This window comes from Pigmentiphaga daeguensis (assembly GCF_039523035.1).
GTDB lineage: Bacteria > Pseudomonadota > Gammaproteobacteria > Burkholderiales > Burkholderiaceae_B > Pigmentiphaga > Pigmentiphaga daeguensis.
On the sequence record NZ_BAAAEN010000009.1, the window covers coordinates 151,667 to 168,187 of the forward strand.

Annotated in this window: 16 protein-coding genes and 1 riboswitch; of the genes, 10 read left to right on the forward strand and 6 right to left on the reverse strand. The window is 69.4% G+C overall.

Features of this window, described 5'->3' with window-relative positions; all coding sequences use genetic code 11:
- The first annotated feature begins 15 nt into the window (after positions 1–15).
- Complete coding sequence (locus ABD104_RS13750; RefSeq protein ID WP_087841625.1) at positions 16–906, forward strand: LysR substrate-binding domain-containing protein; 891 nt, start codon at positions 16–18, stop codon at positions 904–906.
- On the opposite strand, the gene otnI is transcribed toward ABD104_RS13750, so the two are convergent.
- Genes otnI through ABD104_RS13770 form a run of 4 tightly spaced genes read right to left on the reverse strand, consistent with a single transcriptional unit; the run spans position 872 to position 4,515 of the window.
- Positions 872–1,702 carry a 2-oxo-tetronate isomerase gene (gene otnI, locus ABD104_RS13755; RefSeq protein ID WP_087841624.1) on the reverse strand — a complete coding sequence of 277 codons (831 nt, stop codon included), beginning with the start codon at positions 1,700–1,702 and terminating at the stop codon, positions 872–874. The two genes, ABD104_RS13750 and otnI, sit on opposite strands and share 35 nt — an antisense overlap.
- 22 nt (positions 1,703–1,724) lie before the next feature.
- Positions 1,725–2,660, reverse strand: coding sequence for a 2-hydroxyacid dehydrogenase (locus ABD104_RS13760; RefSeq protein WP_343927681.1), 936 nt, complete (start codon positions 2,658–2,660; stop codon positions 1,725–1,727).
- Positions 2,661–2,677: 17 nt separating this feature from the next.
- Positions 2,678–3,487 carry a class II aldolase/adducin family protein gene (locus tag ABD104_RS13765; protein WP_087841622.1) on the reverse strand — a complete coding sequence of 270 codons (810 nt, stop codon included), beginning with the start codon at positions 3,485–3,487 and terminating at the stop codon, positions 2,678–2,680.
- Between the two features lie 26 nt (positions 3,488–3,513).
- A complete protein-coding gene (locus ABD104_RS13770; protein ID WP_165963390.1) occupies positions 3,514–4,515 on the reverse strand; it encodes a Bug family tripartite tricarboxylate transporter substrate binding protein in 1,002 nt (333 codons plus the stop codon).
- A 168-nt stretch (positions 4,516–4,683) separates the two neighbouring features.
- Between ABD104_RS13770 and ABD104_RS13775 the strand changes: the two genes are divergently transcribed.
- Positions 4,684–5,520: a Bug family tripartite tricarboxylate transporter substrate binding protein gene (locus ABD104_RS13775; protein WP_279815488.1), complete on the forward strand. Its 837-nt coding sequence runs from the start codon at positions 4,684–4,686 to the stop codon at positions 5,518–5,520.
- 30 nt (positions 5,521–5,550) lie between these two features.
- Here ABD104_RS13775 and ABD104_RS13780 read toward each other — a convergent pair whose 3' ends face one another.
- Positions 5,551–6,486 carry a 2-hydroxyacid dehydrogenase gene (locus ABD104_RS13780; RefSeq protein ID WP_343927682.1) on the reverse strand — a complete coding sequence of 312 codons (936 nt, stop codon included), beginning with the start codon at positions 6,484–6,486 and terminating at the stop codon, positions 5,551–5,553.
- Positions 6,487–6,603: 117 nt separating this feature from the next.
- Positions 6,604–6,739, forward strand: a riboswitch (ZMP/ZTP riboswitch).
- 155 nt (positions 6,740–6,894) lie between these two features.
- On the opposite strand from ABD104_RS13780, the gene glyA reads away from it, so the two are divergent.
- The 3 genes from glyA (at position 6,895) to ribD (ending at position 9,984) form a co-directional block, all read left to right on the forward strand.
- Entirely contained in the window at positions 6,895–8,142 is a 1,248-nt protein-coding gene (gene glyA / locus ABD104_RS13785) for a serine hydroxymethyltransferase (protein WP_087841619.1), read from the forward strand.
- 207 nt (positions 8,143–8,349) lie between these two features.
- Positions 8,350–8,823, forward strand: a complete 474-nt coding sequence (gene nrdR / locus ABD104_RS13790) for a transcriptional regulator NrdR (RefSeq protein WP_087841618.1) — start codon at positions 8,350–8,352, stop codon at positions 8,821–8,823.
- Positions 8,824–8,871: 48 nt separating this feature from the next.
- On the forward strand, positions 8,872–9,984 hold the full coding sequence (ribD, locus tag ABD104_RS13795) for a bifunctional diaminohydroxyphosphoribosylaminopyrimidine deaminase/5-amino-6-(5-phosphoribosylamino)uracil reductase RibD (protein ID WP_087841754.1): 1,113 nt from the start codon (positions 8,872–8,874) through the stop codon (positions 9,982–9,984).
- 10 nt (positions 9,985–9,994) lie between these two features.
- Here the strand turns inward: ribD and ABD104_RS13800 are convergent, their stop codons facing one another.
- A complete protein-coding gene (locus ABD104_RS13800) occupies positions 9,995–10,759 on the reverse strand; it encodes an IclR family transcriptional regulator (RefSeq protein WP_243724688.1) in 765 nt (254 codons plus the stop codon).
- Between the two features lie 155 nt (positions 10,760–10,914).
- On the opposite strand from ABD104_RS13800, the gene ABD104_RS13805 reads away from it, so the two are divergent.
- The 5 genes from ABD104_RS13805 (at position 10,915) to ABD104_RS13825 (ending at position 16,520) form a co-directional block, all read left to right on the forward strand.
- Positions 10,915–12,186, forward strand: a complete 1,272-nt coding sequence (locus tag ABD104_RS13805) for a Rieske 2Fe-2S domain-containing protein (protein WP_087841617.1) — start codon at positions 10,915–10,917, stop codon at positions 12,184–12,186.
- Positions 12,187–12,223: 37 nt separating this feature from the next.
- Complete coding sequence (locus tag ABD104_RS13810; RefSeq protein ID WP_279815480.1) at positions 12,224–13,198, forward strand: Bug family tripartite tricarboxylate transporter substrate binding protein; 975 nt, start codon at positions 12,224–12,226, stop codon at positions 13,196–13,198.
- 3 nt (positions 13,199–13,201) lie between these two features.
- Positions 13,202–13,975: an SDR family NAD(P)-dependent oxidoreductase gene (locus ABD104_RS13815; protein WP_343927683.1), complete on the forward strand. Its 774-nt coding sequence runs from the start codon at positions 13,202–13,204 to the stop codon at positions 13,973–13,975.
- Positions 13,976–14,081: 106 nt separating this feature from the next.
- The gene (locus ABD104_RS13820) at positions 14,082–15,521 is read left to right on the forward strand and encodes a TolC family protein (RefSeq protein ID WP_343927684.1); all 1,440 of its coding nucleotides are present in this window, start codon (positions 14,082–14,084) and stop codon (positions 15,519–15,521) included.
- 21 nt (positions 15,522–15,542) lie between these two features.
- The gene (locus ABD104_RS13825) at positions 15,543–16,520 is read left to right on the forward strand and encodes an HlyD family secretion protein (RefSeq protein WP_343927685.1); all 978 of its coding nucleotides are present in this window, start codon (positions 15,543–15,545) and stop codon (positions 16,518–16,520) included.
- The last annotated feature ends 1 nt before the right edge of the window (position 16,521 follow it).

Below are 16,521 nucleotides of genomic sequence, written 5' to 3' on the forward strand. Positions count from 1 at the left end.
GCCAGCCAACTCGCCGTGGACCTCAAGCAACTCGAATATTTCGTCAGCGTGGCCGAGCTGGGCGGTTTCACGCGGGCGTCCATCGCGCTCGGCATCGCGCAGCCCGCGCTCAGCCGGCAGGTGCGCCAGCTCGAGATCGAACTGGGGCAAAGCCTGCTCAGGCGCACCGGGCGCGGAGTGGTGCCCACCGAGGCGGGACAGATGCTGCTGGAGCACGGACGGGGCATCCTGCACCAGGTGGCGCGCACCCGAGAGGAGCTGGGACGGTTGCGCGGGGCCCTGGCCGGCCGGGTGGCGATCGGCCTGCCGCCCCGCTTCGCCAAGATGCTGACCGTGCCCTTGACCCGCGCCGTGCGCGCGCGGCTGCCCGAGGCGGCGCTGTCCATATCCGAGAGCCTTTCCACCGGGCTGCAGGAGTCGCTGCTGAGCGGCCGGCTGGACATCGCGCTGTTGTACAACCCGGCACCGTCACCGGACATCGACAGCGTCGTGCTGCTGGAGGAGGACTTCTACCTGGTCACCCGCCGCCAGGGGCGGGCGCGCAAGTCGATCAGCGTGCGCGAGCTGGCCGACGAGCCCTTGGTGATCCCGACCCGGCCCAACACCATACGCATGCTGGTCGAGGCGGAACTGGCCAACATCGGGCTGCATCCGCGCATCGCCATGGAAATAGACGGTGTGGCCGCCATGCTCGACCTCGTGGCCGAGGGCGTGGGAGGCGCGGTGCTGTCGGTCAATGCCGTTCGCACGTCGGGCCGCGAGGAGGTGTTCCGCGCGGTACCCATCGTCAAGCCGCGCCTGCGCAGCAAGCTGGCGCTGGCGGTCAGCGCGCAGCGCCCCGCCACGCGCACCCAGCAGGCCATGCAGGACATCATGCGCGAGCTGGTGCTGGGCCTGCGCATGTAGCGGCGCGAGCCCGGCGCAGCCACGCCAGCCCCGCCGACGTGCCGCCCGGCTGCGCGCCCAGCCGGGGGTGGTATTCGCAGCCGACCCAGCCGTCATAACCCAGTTCGTCCAGCAGCCCGAACAGATAGGGATAGTTGATCTCGCCGGTATCCGGCTCGTGCCGGTCCGGCACGCCCGCGATCTGCACGTGGCCGACGTGCCCGGTGGGCAGGTAGCGGCGCAGCCGGGCGGCCAGGCCGCCTTCCACGATCTGGCAGTGATAGAGATCCATCTGGATCTTCAGGTGGGGCGAGCCCACTTCGCGGACGATCCCATGGGCCTGATCCTGGCGGGTCAGGAAAAAGCCCGGCACGTCGCCAGGGTTGATCGGCTCGATCAGTACCGTGCGCCGGTCGCGCGCGGCCAGGTCCGCGGCCCAGGCCAGGTTCTCGACGTAGGTGGCGTGCAAGGCCGGGAGATCCGCCTGCGCAGGGATCCGGCCGGGCATGACGTGGAGGTTGTCGCAATCGAGCGCCGACGCGTAGTCGAGCGCATGTAGGAAGCTGTCGCGGAATTCGCGGCGCCGGTCGGGCAGGCAGGCGATTCCGCGTTCATCCGGGTGCGACCTGGGCGTGGCGTTGAAGAACACCAGGCGCAGCCCGTGATCGCGCAGCCGGGCCGCCAGCTCCGCTTTGGCATGGCCGTAGGGAAAGAAGAACTCGACCGCCGTGAACCCGTCCCGCATCGCGCAGCCGAACCGCTCCAGGAAGGGGCGGTCGGGATAGAGCATCGAGAGATTGGCGGCGAAGCGGGGCATGGTCGATGGCTCCGTGGGGCGTTCAGACCGGGGTCAGGACCTGTCCGCCGCGGAAGTAGGCGTCCAGGTTGTCGCACACCAGCCGTTCCATGTCGGCGCGCGACTCGCGCGTGAAGCCGGCGATGTGCGAGAGCGCCACGACCTGGTCCATGTCCAGCAGGGGCTGGGGCACGTCGGGCTCGTTTTCGAACACGTCCAGGCCCGCGCCGCCCAGCCGGCCTTCCTGCAAGGCCCGGACCAGCGCCGCCTCGTCGACCACACTGCCGCGCGCGATGTTGACCAGGATACCTCGCGGGCCCAGCGCATCCAGCACTTCCGCGTCGACCAGGTGGCGGGTGGCAGGGCCGCCGGGGCAGGCCACCACCAGGAAATCGGCCCACCGGGCCAGTTCCACCAGCGAGGGCTCGTGCTCGTGCGGGCTGCCCGCGACCGGCCGGCGCGTGTGATAGCGCACCACCATGTCGAAGCCGGCCGCGCGGCGCGCGACGGCCTGGCCGATGCCGCCGAAGCCCAGCAGGCCCATGTTCTTGCCATGCACGCGGGTCATCAGCGGGCGCTGGCCGGTCTTCCAGCCGCCGGCCCGCACGAAGCGGGTCGTGACGGAAATGCCGCGCGCCACGTCGATCGCCAGGCCCATGGCCAGGTCGGCGACGCAGCCGTCCAGGACGCGCGGGGTATTGCTGACCTGCATGCCCAGGCGCCTGGCGGTTTCGACGTCGATCTTGTCGTAGCCCACGCCGAAGTTGGCGATGACGCGGACATTGGGCACGGCGTTCAGGATGTCGGCGCCGCAGGCGTCGCGCACGTGGATCGCGATGCCTTCGAACGCGGGGCCGTGCTCGGCCAGGAAGGCGGCGCGATCGGACTGCTTCCACAGCGGGGTGACGTCGTAGTCGCGCGCCAGCCGCTCGTCGGCGGGGGCGGTGATGGGGCCGATCTGCAGGATGCGGTGTTTCATCGTGGGCTCTCCCGGGGTCAATCGCGGTAGCTCGTATCGCGTCGGTCCAGCATCCGCAGCAGGGCCGGCCACTCGCGTTCGCCGTGGGGGGGATGGGTGCCGTCCGGATTGGGCGTGGGCGCGTGGCGCAACTGCTGATAGGCGCGCTCGGTCACGGCCGGCGCCGGCATGTGCAGCGGGCTGCCGGCCGACAGCGTCAGCAACTGTGTCTGGCATGCCCGTTCGAGCCGCTGCATGTTGACGAAGGCCTCGGCCACGGTCCTGCCCACGGCCAGCAGTCCGTGATTGCGCAGGATCATGACGTCGCGGTCGGCCAGGTTGGCGGCCAGCCGCCGGCGCTCGTCCACGTCCACCGCCACGCCTTCGAAGTCGTGGTAGCCCACGCCGCCGGCGAAGCGCATCGCGGTCTGGTTCAGCGGCAACAGGCCGCATTCCAGGGCCGAGACCGCCATGCCCGCCGGCGTGTGGGTATGCAGGACGCAGGCCACGTCCGGGCGCGCGCCATGGATCGCGCTGTGGATCACGTAGCCGGGCAGGTTGATCGTGTACTGCGCATTGGGGTTGTGGATCACCTTGCCGGCCAGGTCGACCTTGATCAGGCAGGACGCGGTGATCTCCTCGTACATCATGCCGAACGGATTGATCAGGAAGTGCTCGTCGTCGCCCGGGACCCGCGCCGAGATGTGATTGAGGATCATGTCGCTCATGCCGAACAGGTCGATCAGCCGGTAGCACGCGGCCAGGTCTATCCTCGTTCGTCTTTCCGCCTCGGTGATGGCGGCGGTCGTTTCCTGCGGCGCCGAAGGCGCCGTGCTGCGGTGGGTCATGACGTTTCCGTTTGCCTGGTCGGGTTTCATTGCTTCTCGATGCCTGCTTCTTCGATGACGACCCGCCACTTGGCGGCGTCCTTGCGGAAGACCTCCTTGAGCGCCTCCGGCGTGCTGGCGCGCGGCTCTATGCCCAGCGCGATGAAGCGCTGGCGCACGTCCGGCGCCTGCAGGGCCTTGCCGATCTCCTGGTTGAGCTTCTGCACGATCGCGGGCGGCGTGCCGGCGGGGGCGACGATGCCGTTCCACGAATCGGATTCATACCTGGCCAGGGCCGGGTTGCCGCTTTCGGCGATGGTGGGCACGTCGGGCAGGAACCCTATCCGCGCGGGCGCCGTGGTCGCGATGGCTCGCAGCGACCCGCCGCGGATCTGGCCCAGCACGCCCGTGACGGTTTCCATCGCCACCTGCACATTGCGGCCGCGCAGCGCGGCGATGACGTCGCCGGTGGACTTGAACGGGACGATGGGCACGTCCAGTCCCGCCATCGTCGCGAACAGGCGCGCGGAAAGATGCTGGGCGCTGCCGACGCTGATCGTGCCGATGTTGAAGTGCGCCGGATCCCGGCGGGCGGCGCCGACGACGTCGTCGACGGTCTTGAGCGGACTGTCCTTGTCGGCCACCAGCAGGAAGTGGAAGGTACCGATGGTGGAGATCATCGAGAAGCTCTCGACCGGATCGTAGGGCAGCGACTTGAACAGATAAGGGCTGAACGCGTTCTGCCCGCTGACCAGCAGCAGGGTGTAACCGTCCGGGGCGGCACGGGCCACCATGGACGCGGCCGTGATGCCGCCGGCGCCGGGGGCGTTTTCGACCACTACGCTCTGACCCATGGATTCGGCCATTTTCTGCGCCAGGGTACGCACCACGGTATCGCCCAGCCCGCCCGGGCCGAAGCCGACGACGATCTTGACCGGCTTCTGCGGGAAGGCCTGCGGCCACGCCGCCAGCGGGGCCAGGAGGGTGGCGAGCGCTAGCAGCAACGGGGAAAGGAGCCCGCGCGGGGGCGGGCGATGATGGCGGTCCATGGCGTCTCCTGATGATCCGGCAGTGTCGTCCTGCCTGGAAGAGCATTGTGGTCGGGCGCGGCGCTGGCCGATACCGCGTTCCATGGACAGCTGTTATGCCGTTTTGATATGGCTGCCCTCGCCGTAGGGGTTTCCGCCGTCTGAGCGCCCGAAGTCGATCGGCTATGCTTGCGCCTTGATTTCCACGCACCTTCCCGACATGGCCACTTCCACCTCCCGCACCGTTTTCCGGGCGCCGGCGGCAACCTCGGCACGGAACTGGTGGTGCGCGCCGCGGCCGACAGCAATACCTTCCTGCTCGGGCATACGGGTACGATCGCCATCAATCCCGCGCTGTACAAGAACCTGTCGTTCAACGCCTCCACCGACCTGCAGCCGGTCGCGATGTTCGCGTCGTCGGCGCTGCTGCTGGTCGTGCCGGCGGCCTCGCCCGTCAAGAGCGTCGCGCAGCTGGCCGACGCGCTGAAGGCCAAGAATGCCGACCTGTCCTATGCGTCCAGCGGCGCCGGCACGGGCGGCCACCTGACGGCGGAAATGTTCCTGCACGCGCTGGGCGCGCGCGCCGTCCATGCGCCGTACAAGGGCACGGCGCCGGCGCTGGCGGATGTGGCCGGCGGCCAGGTGGATTTCAGTTTCAGCGTGATCCCGGCCGCCATGGCGCTGGTCAAGGCCGGCAAGCTGCGGGCCCTGGCCGTCACCAGCGCGAAGCGGCTGGCGCTGCTGCCGGACGTGCCGACCGTGGCCGAATCCGGCGTTTCCGCGCTGGCGGGTTTCGAAAGCACGCTGACCTACGGCATCCTGGCTCCCAAGGGCGTGCCGCAGGCGGACGTGGCGCAGCTTGGCGCCGAGATCCTGAAGGCGGCGTCCACGCCCGAATTCCAGTCCAAGCTGGGCATCGAAGGCGCCGAGCCACTGCTGGGCGGCGCGGCCGAGTACGCCCGTAAGGTCCAGGAAGAAAGCCGCAAGTGGTCCGAGGTGGTGAAGTTCTCGGGGGCGTCGGTCTAGCGGCCGTTGCGGGCGGAATCGGGAGGCTGCTCAGACCGGATTCAGCACCTGCCCCGTCCGGAAATACGCATCCAGGTTGTCGCACACGCGGGCTTCCATGTCCGCCCGCGATTCGCGGGTGAAGCCGGCGATGTGCGAGACGGCCACTACGTTGTCCATCTCCAGCAGGGCCTGGGGCACGTCGGGCTCGTTCTCGAACACGTCCAGGCCCGCGCCGCCCAGCCGGCCTTCCTGCAAGGCCCGGACCAGCGCGGCTTCGTCGACCACGCTGCCGCGCGCGATGTTGACCAGGATGCCCTGCGGGCCCAGCGCCTCCATGACTTCGGCGTTCACCAGGTGGCGGGTGGCGGCGCCGCCGGGGCAGGCCACCACCAGGAAATCGGCCCATCGGGCCAGTTCCACCAGCGAGGGCTCGTGCCGGTACGGGGTGCCCGCGACCGGCCGGCGCGTGTGGTAGCGCACGTCCATGTCGAAGCCGGCGGCGCGCCGGCCGATGGCCTGGCCGATGCCGCCGAAGCCCAGCAGGCCCATGTTCTTGCCGTGCACGCGCGTCATCAGCGGGCGCTGGCCGGTTTTCCAGCCGCCGGCCCGCACGAAGCGGGTCGTGACGGAAATGCCGCGCGCCACGTCGATCGCCAGGCCCATGGCCAGGTCGGCGACGCAGCCGTCCAGCACTTCGGGCGTGTTGCTGATCTGCATGCCCCGGCGCTTGGCGGCCTCGACGTCGATCTTGTCGTAGCCCACGCCGAAGTTGGCGATGACGCGGGCATTGGGAAGGGCGTTCAGGATGTCGGCGCCACAGGCGTCGCGCACGTGGATCGCGATGCCTTCGAACCCGGCGCCGTGCTCGGCCAGGAAGGCGGCGGGGTCGGCCTGCTTCCACAGCGGGGCGATGTCGTAGTCGCGCGCCAGGCGGGCGTCGACGGCGGGCGTGATGGAGGCGATCTGCAGGATGCGGTGCTTCATCGGGAGAGTCCTGGAAGTCGGTTGTCGGTCGCGGTCAGGGTGCCACGATAGCCCATGTTGCGCCGCCGCGCAGACGTGCGCCAGGGCGCTCGAGACTGGGGTAAACTAATTCTTGCCTTCACCCTGCGTGACTGGCGACTCTAGGCTTCGGGGCCTAGGTGGGTTTACCACAAGGAAGCGCAGGGTTTCGGCGGTTAGGTTCGTCCCGTCCGGGGCGCGGCCGCGCCGCCCGCCGTTCGCCTGGGCAGCCGTTAGGCAGATTCGTAGATCGCGTCACGCCGTCTTTCGTTTCGGCTGCCCTGCCGCGCAGGCGCAGCAGGGCGATGTGGCGCGGTTTCCGTCATATCGGCTGGCCGTCGCGTTGAATCCGTCGGTTGGCCCCCCGTTCTGCACAGGAAGGAAACCGTCATGTTCGACCGCAACCGCACCATCGCCCAGGCCGATCCCGAGCTCTGGTCCGCCATCGAGCTGGAAAACCAGCGCCAGGAACAGCACATCGAGCTGATCGCCTCGGAAAACTACGCCAGCCCGGCCGTCATGCAGGCGCAGGGCACGCAGCTCACCAACAAGTACGCCGAAGGCTATCCCGGCAAGCGCTATTACGGCGGCTGCGAGTTCGTGGACATCGTCGAGCAGCTGGCCATCGACCGCGCCAAGCAGATCTTCGGCGCCGACGCCGTGAACGTGCAGCCCAACTCGGGCTCGCAGGCCAACCAGGGCGTGTACATGGCCGTGCTCAAGCCCGGCGACACCGTGCTGGGCATGAGCCTGGCCGAGGGCGGCCACCTGACGCACGGCTCGCCGGTCAATGCCTCGGGCAAGCTCTACAACTTCCTGTCCTACGGCCTGAACGCCCAGGAAGAAATCGATTACGACCAGGTCGCGCGCCTGGCCGCCGAGCACAAGCCCAAGCTGATCGTGGCCGGTGCCTCGGCCTATGCGCTGCGCATCGACTTCGCCCGTTTCGCCGAGATCGCCAAGGCCAACGGCGCGCTGTTCATGGTGGACATCGCCCACTACGCCGGCCTGGTCGCCGGCGGCGCCTATCCCAACCCGGTCCCGCACGCCGATTTCGTCACCTCGACCACGCACAAGTCGCTGCGCGGCCCGCGCGGCGGACTGATCATGTGCAAGGCCGAGTTCGAGAAGGCCGTCAACTCCGCCATCTTCCCGGGCATCCAGGGCGGTCCGCTGGAGCACGTCATCGCCGCCAAGGCCGTGGCCTTCAAGGAAGCGCTGGATCCCTCGTTCAAGCAGTATGCCGCCCAGGTCGTGGCCAACGCCAAGGTGATGGCGGAGACGCTGGTCGAACGCGGCCTGCGCATCGTGTCCGGACGCACCGAGAGCCACGTCATGCTGGTGGACCTGCGCGCCAAGGGCATCACGGGCAAGGACGCCGAACTGGCGCTGGGCCAGGCTCACATCACGGTCAACAAGAACGCGATCCCGAACGATCCGGAAAAGCCCTTCGTCACCAGCGGCGTGCGTGTCGGTTCGCCGGCCATGACCACGCGCGGCTTCAAGGAAGACGAGGCCCGCCTGACCGCCAACCTCATCGCCGACGTGCTGGACAACCCGCGCGACGAGGCCAACATCGCGGCCGTGCGCGAGCGCGTCAACGCCCTGACCGCGAAGTTCCCGGTCTATGGTGGGTAGTAGGGCTCACCCCCTACGCCCTTCGGGCGCCCCCTCGAGGGGGCGGCGCTGGCGGACCGGTAGGAAAGACCACTCCCTGCGCCCTTCGGGCGCCCCCTCAAGGGGGCGGCGCTGGCGGACCGGCAAAGCCGGATCCGCTGCGCCCTGGGGGGCTGGTCTTAAAGAGGGAGTCGCACGCATGGACGCCATTTTGGCCGAGGACCGCAGATGAAGTGTCCTTTCTGTCGCCATGAGGACACCCAGGTGATGGACACCCGGGTGCTGGAAGAGGGCAGCGCCATTCGACGGCGCCGCCGCTGCACGCATTGCGATCGGCGCTTCACCACCTACGAGCGGGTGGAGTTGTCGCTGCCGGCGGTGGTCAAGCGCAATGGCAGCCGGTCGGAGTACGACCAGGGCAAGCTGCGCGGCAGCCTGATGCTGGCGCTGCGCAAGCGGGCCGTCAGCGCCGACGCGGTGGAAGCCGCCGTCACGCGCATCGAGGAAGCCCTGATGACCAGCGGCCTGCGAGAGGTGCCCTCCGAGCGCGTGGGCGAGCTAGTCATGCAGGAGCTCAAGAAGCTCGACAAGATCGCCTACATCCGCTTTGCCTCGGTCTACAAGAGCTTCGAGGACGTGGATGAATTCACCGACGTCGTGCGCGAGGTCCAGGGGCCCCGGCCTCCCGGCGCGAAGTCCTGATCGCCGATGAGCGCCGACATTCCCGAACGTCCCGAGGATGCCGCCTGGATGCGGCGCGCGCTGTCGCTGGCCGACGGCGTCATGTATACGACTTCGCCGAATCCGCGCGTGGGCTGCGTCATCGTGCGCGACGGCCAGGTCCTGGGCGAAGGCGCGACCCAGCCCGTGGGCGGGCCGCATGCCGAGGTGCGGGCGCTGCGCGACGCGCAGGCGCGCGGCTTGTCGGTGGCAGGCGCCACCGTCTACGTCACGCTGGAACCCTGCAGCCACCATGGCCGCACGCCGCCATGCGTCGATGCGCTGGTCGCCGCCGCGCCGGCGCGGGTCGTCGTGGCGATGGGCGATCCCAATCCGCGCGTCAACGGCGAAGGCCTGGCTCGGCTGCGCGCCGCGGGCATCGAAGTCACCGCGGGCGTGTGCCTGGACGAGGCGCTGGCGCTGAACGTCGGCTTCGTCGCCCGCATGAGCCGCGGCACCCCCTGGCTCTGGGCGAAGATGGCGGCGTCGCTGGACGGGCGCAGCGCGCTGCCCAACGGGCGGTCGCAATGGATCACCGGCGAGGCCGCCCGCGCCGACGGCCATCACTGGCGCGCGCGCAGTTGCGCCGTGCTGACCGGCATCGGCACCGTGCTGGCCGACGATCCCCGCCTGGACGTGCGCCATGTGGCGACCACGCGCCCGCCGCGCAAGATCGTGCTGGATACGCATCTGCGCATGCCGGCCGCTGCGCGCCTGCTCGACGGCACGGAAACCTGGGTCTTCACGGCGCGCGAGGATGCCGGGCGGGTCGCCGAACTGGCGGCGCGCAATGCGCGGGTCATTTGCCTGCCGGGCGCGGATGGCCGCGTCGACCTGCCCGGCGTCATGCGCTGGCTGGGGCAGCACGACATCAACGAAGTCCATGCCGAGGCCGGCGCGGTGCTGACCGGCGCCTTGCTGCAGGAGGGCTGCGTGGACGAATTGCTGGTCTACATGGCGCCCATGGTGTTGGGCGAGGGCGCCGGCATGGCGCGCTTGCCCCTGATCGAGGATCTGGGCCAGGCACGCCGTTTCCAGTTCGTGGACGTGCGCGGGCTGGGCCCGGACGTCCGGCTGCGGGCGCAGGACCCGCGGCGGCTGGCGGCGGCTCGCGCGGCCGCCACGCCCGCGCGGCGGGCCTGATCCGCCGCCGTCAGGGCGCCGTCCGGCTGCCCAGCGTGCGCGAGAGCTCGGCGGCTTCCCGCATCACCATTTCTCCGAATTCCTGGATGCGATCGGCGGGCAGCCGCGCGCCGGGGCCGAATACGCCCAGCGAGCCCGCCACCTGGCCGCTGCGATCGAAGAAGGGCGCGGCGATCGCCACCGCGCCCTGTATCAGTTCATCCCTGCTGACGGCATAGCCCCGGCGCCGCACCATGTCCAGGTCTTCGGCCGGCCGCTCGATGTCCAGGCCGCGCTCGGCCGCGTAGCGGCGGCGGTCCTCGTCGCCCTGGCCGATGTTGGCCAGGATGGCCCGGCCGCTGGCGCCCACCGATATGCGCTCGCGATAGCCGATGCCGCGCTTGAAGCTCAGGGGCTGGGGACTGGGCAGCTCGGCGATGCAGAGCCGGTCTCCGCCTTGCAGCACGAACAGGGCCACCGTCTCGCCGGTCTGCTCGCGCAGCCGCTGCATGGGCGGCGCCGCCAGCGCGCTCAGGTCCAGGCTGGAAGTCCAGACGTGGGCCAGCTGGCCCACCGAGGGCCCCAGGCGGAATTTCTGCGGATCGCCCTCCGATACCACGAAGCCGCACTGCTCCAGCGTGTACAGCAGGCGGTACAGCGTGGGCCGGCTCAGGTCCACGCGCTTGAGCAATTGCCCCACCGTCAGCTCGTAGTCCGTGGCCGTGAAGGCCAGCAGGATTTCCAGGGCCCGGTCCACGGCCCGCACGCTTTCGCCCGGTTTCTCGGTTTCCGCCACGCCTTTCCTCGTTCGTCTCTGTCCATCCAGCCCGACATCGTAGCCGAGCCGACGCCCGGTTCCGTGGGCGCCTGCCCGTTGACATTCCGTTTTATGTCCGTAGAATGGACTCAATTATCACAGAACGGACATTTCCTGCAGGAGGCAGTGGAGTCATGAACAAGGAAACCTCGGAAATCCTGGTGCGCACCGGCCCGGGCACGCCCATGGGCAATCTGCTGCGGCGCTACTGGGTCCCCATCCTGAAATCGAGCGAGATCGCCGAGCCCGACTGTCCCCCGGTGCGCGTGCAGATCATGGGCGAGAAGCTGCTGGCGTTCCGCGACAGCAGCGGGCAGGCGGGGCTGATCGACGAGTTCTGTTCGCACCGCGGCGTGTCGCTGTACTTCGGCCGCAATGAAGAGGACGGCATCCGCTGCGCCTACCACGGCCTGAAGTTCAACCGCCTGGGAGAGTGCGTGGACGTGCCGTCGGCGCCGCAAAGCTGCAGCCGCATGGGCATCAAGGCCTATCCGTGCATCGAGCGCGGCTCCATCGTCTGGGCCTACATGGGGCCGCCGGAAACCCAGCCCAGCCTGCCCGAGGTGGAGTGGTGCTGCCTGCCGGAAAGCCATATCTACGTGTCCAAGCGGCTGCAGGAGTCCAACTACCTGCAAGCCATGGAAGGCGGCATCGATACCAGCCACGTGTCGTACGTGCACCGCTACGAAGTCGACGTGGATCCGCTGCACCAGGGCACCAAGGCCAATGACTACATCAAGGCCGACGGCAACGTGGTGTTCGACATCGAGAAGAACGAGTTCGGCCTGTCCCTGTACGGCCGCCGCAATGGCGAACCCGATTCGTACTACTGGCGCATCACCCAGTGGCTGTTCCCGTGGTTCACGCTGATCCCGCCGTTCGGCGACCACGCCCTGGGCGGGCACGTCTGGGTTCCCATCGACGATCACAACTGCTGGGCCTGGAGCATCAACTTCCATCCCGACAAGCCGCTGTCCGAACAGGAGCGCGCGGATCTGGACGCGGGCCGGGGCATCCATGCGCCCTGCGATCCCGTTACCTTCCGCCCCCTGGCGAACAAGGACAACGACTACCTGATCGACCGCGTGGCGCAGAAGGAGAAGCGCGCCTACAGCGGCGTGTTCGGCTTCGCCATGCAGGATGCGTCGCTGCAGGAAAGCATGGGACCCATCCAGAACCATGAGGCCGAACGGCTGCTGCCCACGGATCGCGCCATCGTCATGGCGCGCCGCATGCTGCATGAAGCCGCCGTGGGGCTGGCCAACGGTTCGGAACCGCCGGCGCTGGACGGCGCCGCGCAGCGCGTGCGCGCTGCGGGCGTCTTGCTGGACCGTGGCGCGGATCCGATGGAGTGGGCCAGGAAACACCTGGCGGACGGCTTGAACGAGCCGGTCTACAGCGTGTAGCCGGCCGCTTCGATAACGAGAGGGTAAGGAGACTTTCATGCATGCATTGCTACGCAAGGCGGCCTGTGCGCTCGCCGTCTGTTCCGTCGTGCCGGCGGCCGCGGCCGCCGGCGAATGGGCACCCACCAAGCCCGTGCGCATCATCGTTCCCATCGTGGGCAGCACCAACGACGTGCTGGGACGGCTGGTGGCGTCCAAGCTCGAAGGCATACTGGGGCAGCCGGTCATCGTCGAGAACAAGCCGGGCGCAGGCGGCAACATCGGTGCGGACCTGGTGGCCAAGTCGCCGCCGGACGGCTACACGCTGCTGGTGGGCTACAACGGGCCCATCGCCATCAACAAGACGCTTTTCGACAACATGCCCTACGATCCGGTCACCGACCTGGCGCCGATCACGCTCGCGGTCAGCTCGCCGCAGTACCTGGTGGTCAATCCGGGGTTGCCGGTCAAGAGCGTGGCGGATCTGGTGGCCTGGTCCAAGGCCCATCCGGGCAAGCTGTCGTACGGGTCGGTGGCCACCGGCAGCGCCTCGCACCTGACCATGGAGATGCTGAACGAGGCCTCGGGGCTGGGCGCCACGCACGTGCCCTATCGCGGCGCCTCGCCGGCCCTGGTCGACCTGGTGGCGGGCAACGTGCAGGCGGCCTTCATGGTGCCCGGCAACGTCCAGCAGTATGTGAAGGAAGGGCGGCTCAGGCTGCTGGCCTCGACGGGCGAGAAGCGCTTTCCCAGCACGCCCGACATTCCGACCATGATCGAGTCGGGCTATCCCCACTTCGTTGCCACGTCGTGGATCGGCTTCCTGGCGCCGGCCGGCACGCCGCGTCCCATCATCGACCGCTACAACAAGGAGATCGTGAAGATCCTGCACATGCCCGACGTGCAGCAGAAGCTGCGCGACATGGAGTTCGAGGTCGTGGCCAACACGCCGGAACAGTTCGGCGCGTGGATACGGACCGAAGTCGAACGCTGGGGCAAGGTCATCAAGGCCACCGGCGCGAAGGCGGGGTAAGCCATGGCCAGACTCGCAGAACGCAGGGCCCTGATCACCGGCGGCGGCGCGGGCATAGGCGCCGCCATCGCCCGGGTCTTCTGTCTGGAAGGCGCGGCGGTGCTGCTGGTGGACCGCGATGCCGACGCGCTGGCGCGCAGCGCCGCGGCGCTGCGCGAGCAGCATCCGGAGGCCCGGGTCGAGTGCCTGGCCGCCGACGTGGCCGACGAGGATGCGGCATTGAACGCGGCCGAGCTGGCCCGGCGGACCTGGGGCGGGCTGGACGTCCTGGTCTGCAACGCGGCCATGCGCAACTACTCGCGCCTGTCCGAAGCCCGGCCCGAGGAGTGGCGCGCCATGGTGGACGTGAACCTGGTCGGTACGGCCAATTACTGCCGTGCCGCGCTGCCCGCCCTGCGCGAGTCGGGCAGGGGCAGCCTGGTGATCGTGTCGTCGTGCTACGCGGTGACGGGCAGGGCGGGCATGGGCATCTACGATGCGACCAAGGCCGGCCTGCTGGCGATGACCCGCACGCTGGCGTTCGAGGAAGCGTCGCACGGCGTGCGCGTCAACGCCGTATGTCCGGGATCGACCCTGACCGAGTTCCACGTGGACCGGGCCCGGGCGCGCGGCCAGGCGATCGAGCAGTTGAGGGGCGAGCGCAGCGATACCTCCCTGCTGGGCCGCTGGGCGGCACCCGAGGAAATCGCCTGGCCCGTGCTGTGGCTGGCCTCGGACGAAGCCTCGTTCATGACCGGGACCCACGTGCTGGTCGATGGGGGCCTGTCGGCGATGTGATGCGCAAGATGCGCACTACCGGCCCGTTTTCTTTATCATGTCCCCATGAAGCGTGGCCGGCGAGGGGGTGCCCGGCTCCGCCGAACTTGTCAGGGGGACGGGATCCGTGCATGCGTCGACGTCCGGGGGCCGGAGGTATCGCCCAAGTGGTGATGGGCAATGGCGGCGGAAGGCGGGTGGGTTTGCGGCCTGGCTGGCCTTTGTCCTGCATGCGGGCGCGGCGGCCCAGGCGCTGCCCGCCCTGAGCTATCAGGCGGCGCAGCAGCAGGTACTGGCGCGATCCGACAAGCTGGGCGCGGCGCGGGCGGCGGTCGAAAGCAAGGAGCTCCAGCTCGAAGGCGTGCGCCATCTGGGCGGGCCCTCGCTCAGCGTGTCCGCCTCCCACATCCGCTACGAAGCCAACGCCAATCTCAGCCTGTCGGGGCTGAACAACATCGGTATTCCACTGCCCCTGCCTTCCAGCGTGGAACTGGAGCGGCGCGGCTCCCTGACCAACAAATCCCTGATCGGCATCTGGCCGCTCTATCTGGGCGGGGCCACCGACGCGGCGCGCGGCCTGGTCAACGCCCAGGCCGACGAAGCGCGCGCGGACGCGACCCAGGCCGGCTACGAAGTGCAGACCACGCTGGCCAAGCGCTATTTCGCCGCGCAGCTCGCCGCGCGCGCATGGGACCTGCGCCGCGAGGCCCTGCGTGCCATCGGCGAACACGACCGCGCGGCCGAGCGCATGATGGCCGAAGGCACGATTGCCCGCGTCGACCGGCTGCAGGCGCGGGTCGCGCTGGAGGATGCGCGGCGCGAAGAGCGCAAGGCGCAGGACACGCTCGAACTGGCGCAGGTGGCCCTGGGCCGCACGCTGCGCATGGACGAGGCCGTGCGGCCTTCGACGCCGCTGTTCATCCTGACCCAGTCCATCGAACCGCTGTCGTACTTCCTGGAGGCCGCCATGCGCGGGCATCCCGCGCTGGGCAAGGTCGCGGCCAAGGAAGAACAGGCGCGCCAGCTGCATGCGGTGGAAACCGCCACGCGGCGCCCGCAGGTGTTCGCCTTCGGCGGCCACCAGATCCGCAGCGAGAACGGCAGCTGGCTGGTGGGCGTGGGCGTGCGCTGGACGCTGTGGGATTCGCTGGACCGGCCGGCGCTGGACGCCGCCAGCGACAAGACCATTCTCCAGGCCCAGCTGACCGAGGCCCAGGCGCGGCAGGACATCAGTCTACTGGTGGAAAGCAAGTGGCGCGCGGTGGATCAGGCGCGCCGCCAGTTCCTGGCGACCGGCGCCAGCGTCGAACTGGCCGACGAGGTGGTGCGCCTGCGCACCAGCGGCCTGCGCGAAGGCGTCAGCACCGCCACGGACCTGATCGATGCCGAGACCAACCGCGCCAAGGTGCAGACCGAAAGGGCGCAGGCCGCCTACGACTACATCCAGTCCCTGGCCGAACTGCTGGAGGCCAGTGGGCTGGGCGGCGAATTGACGCGTTACATCGAACGGGCGGACGTGCGCCTGCCGCTGGCGGCCGTGGCCGCCGATCCCGTCCGCGGCCCCTGACGACAACGAGACCGAGTTGCCATGAGCGCAAGAAAATCCACTCTCGCCATTGCCGTTGCCGGCATGCTGGTGCTGGCCGTCGTCGCCTATGGCTTCTGGCGCGCGTCGCGGCCCGCGCCCGAGCAGTTCCAGGGCTACATGGAAGCCCAGGAGACCGACGTCGCCGCCAAGATCTCGGCGCGCGTGGCCGAGGTGGCGGTGAAAGAAGGCGACAAGGTGGAGCGCGGCGCGTTGCTGGTGCGCCTGGACAGCCCCGAGGTGGCCGCCAAGATGGCCCAGGCCCAGGGCGCGCTGGCGGCGGCGCGCGCGGTGCAGGCCAAGGCCGATCGCGGTGCCCGCCCGCAGGAGATCACGATGGCGCAGTTGAACTGGCAGCGTGCGCAGGCGGCGGCCGACCTGGCGGAGGTCTCGTTCCGCCGCGTGGACAACCTTGCCCGCGAAGGGCTGGTGGCCGAGCAGAAGCGGGACGAGGCGCGCGCCAATTACCACGCTTCGCGCGATGCGGCGCTGGCGGCGCGGGCGCAGTACCAGCTTGCGCTGGACGGCGCGCGGCCCGAGGATAAGGAGGCGGCGGCGGGCCAGGCCCGGCAGGTGGCCGGCGCGCTGGCCGAGGTCGAGGCGGCCGAGGCCGAGGTCAATCTGAAAAGCCCCGTGGCCGGCGAGATCGCCAAGGTCTATGCCAAGGTCGGCGAGCTGTCGCCGCAGGGCGTGGCGGTGGCCACCGTGGTCGACCTGGCCGACCAGTGGGTCGTCATCAACGTGCGCGAGGATCGGCTCTCGCGTTTCGCCGTCGGCTCGAGCTTCCAGGCCGAACTGCCCGCACTGGACAACCGCCGCGCGGATTTCAAGGTCTATTACGTCTCCGTGCTGCCCGACTTCGCCACCTGGCGCACCACCCGCGCCAGCCAGGGGTTCGACGTCCGCACCTTCGAGGTCCGGGCTCGTCCGCAGGCGCCGATAGAAGGCGCGCGGCCGGGCATGAGCGTGCTGGTACGGTGAC

Coding starts and splice junctions, on each gene's coding strand:
- otnI (WP_087841624.1), bottom strand. CDS start 1,702: ATGCCCCGCTTCGCCGCCAATCTCTCGATGCTCTATCCCGACCGCCCC.
- ABD104_RS13760 (WP_343927681.1), bottom strand. CDS start 2,660: ATGAAACACCGCATCCTGCAGATCGGCCCCATCACCGCCCCCGCCGAC.
- ABD104_RS13765 (WP_087841622.1), bottom strand. CDS start 3,487: ATGACCCACCGCAGCACGGCGCCTTCGGCGCCGCAGGAAACGACCGCC.
- ABD104_RS13770 (WP_165963390.1), bottom strand. CDS start 4,515: ATGGACCGCCATCATCGCCCGCCCCCGCGCGGGCTCCTTTCCCCGTTG.
- ABD104_RS13780 (WP_343927682.1), bottom strand. CDS start 6,486: ATGAAGCACCGCATCCTGCAGATCGCCTCCATCACGCCCGCCGTCGAC.
- glyA (WP_087841619.1), top strand. CDS start 6,895: ATGTTCGACCGCAACCGCACCATCGCCCAGGCCGATCCCGAGCTCTGG.
- nrdR (WP_087841618.1), top strand. CDS start 8,350: ATGAAGTGTCCTTTCTGTCGCCATGAGGACACCCAGGTGATGGACACC.
- ribD (WP_087841754.1), top strand. CDS start 8,872: ATGCGGCGCGCGCTGTCGCTGGCCGACGGCGTCATGTATACGACTTCG.
- ABD104_RS13805 (WP_087841617.1), top strand. CDS start 10,915: ATGAACAAGGAAACCTCGGAAATCCTGGTGCGCACCGGCCCGGGCACG.
- ABD104_RS13810 (WP_279815480.1), top strand. CDS start 12,224: ATGCATGCATTGCTACGCAAGGCGGCCTGTGCGCTCGCCGTCTGTTCC.
- ABD104_RS13815 (WP_343927683.1), top strand. CDS start 13,202: ATGGCCAGACTCGCAGAACGCAGGGCCCTGATCACCGGCGGCGGCGCG.
- ABD104_RS13825 (WP_343927685.1), top strand. CDS start 15,543: ATGAGCGCAAGAAAATCCACTCTCGCCATTGCCGTTGCCGGCATGCTG.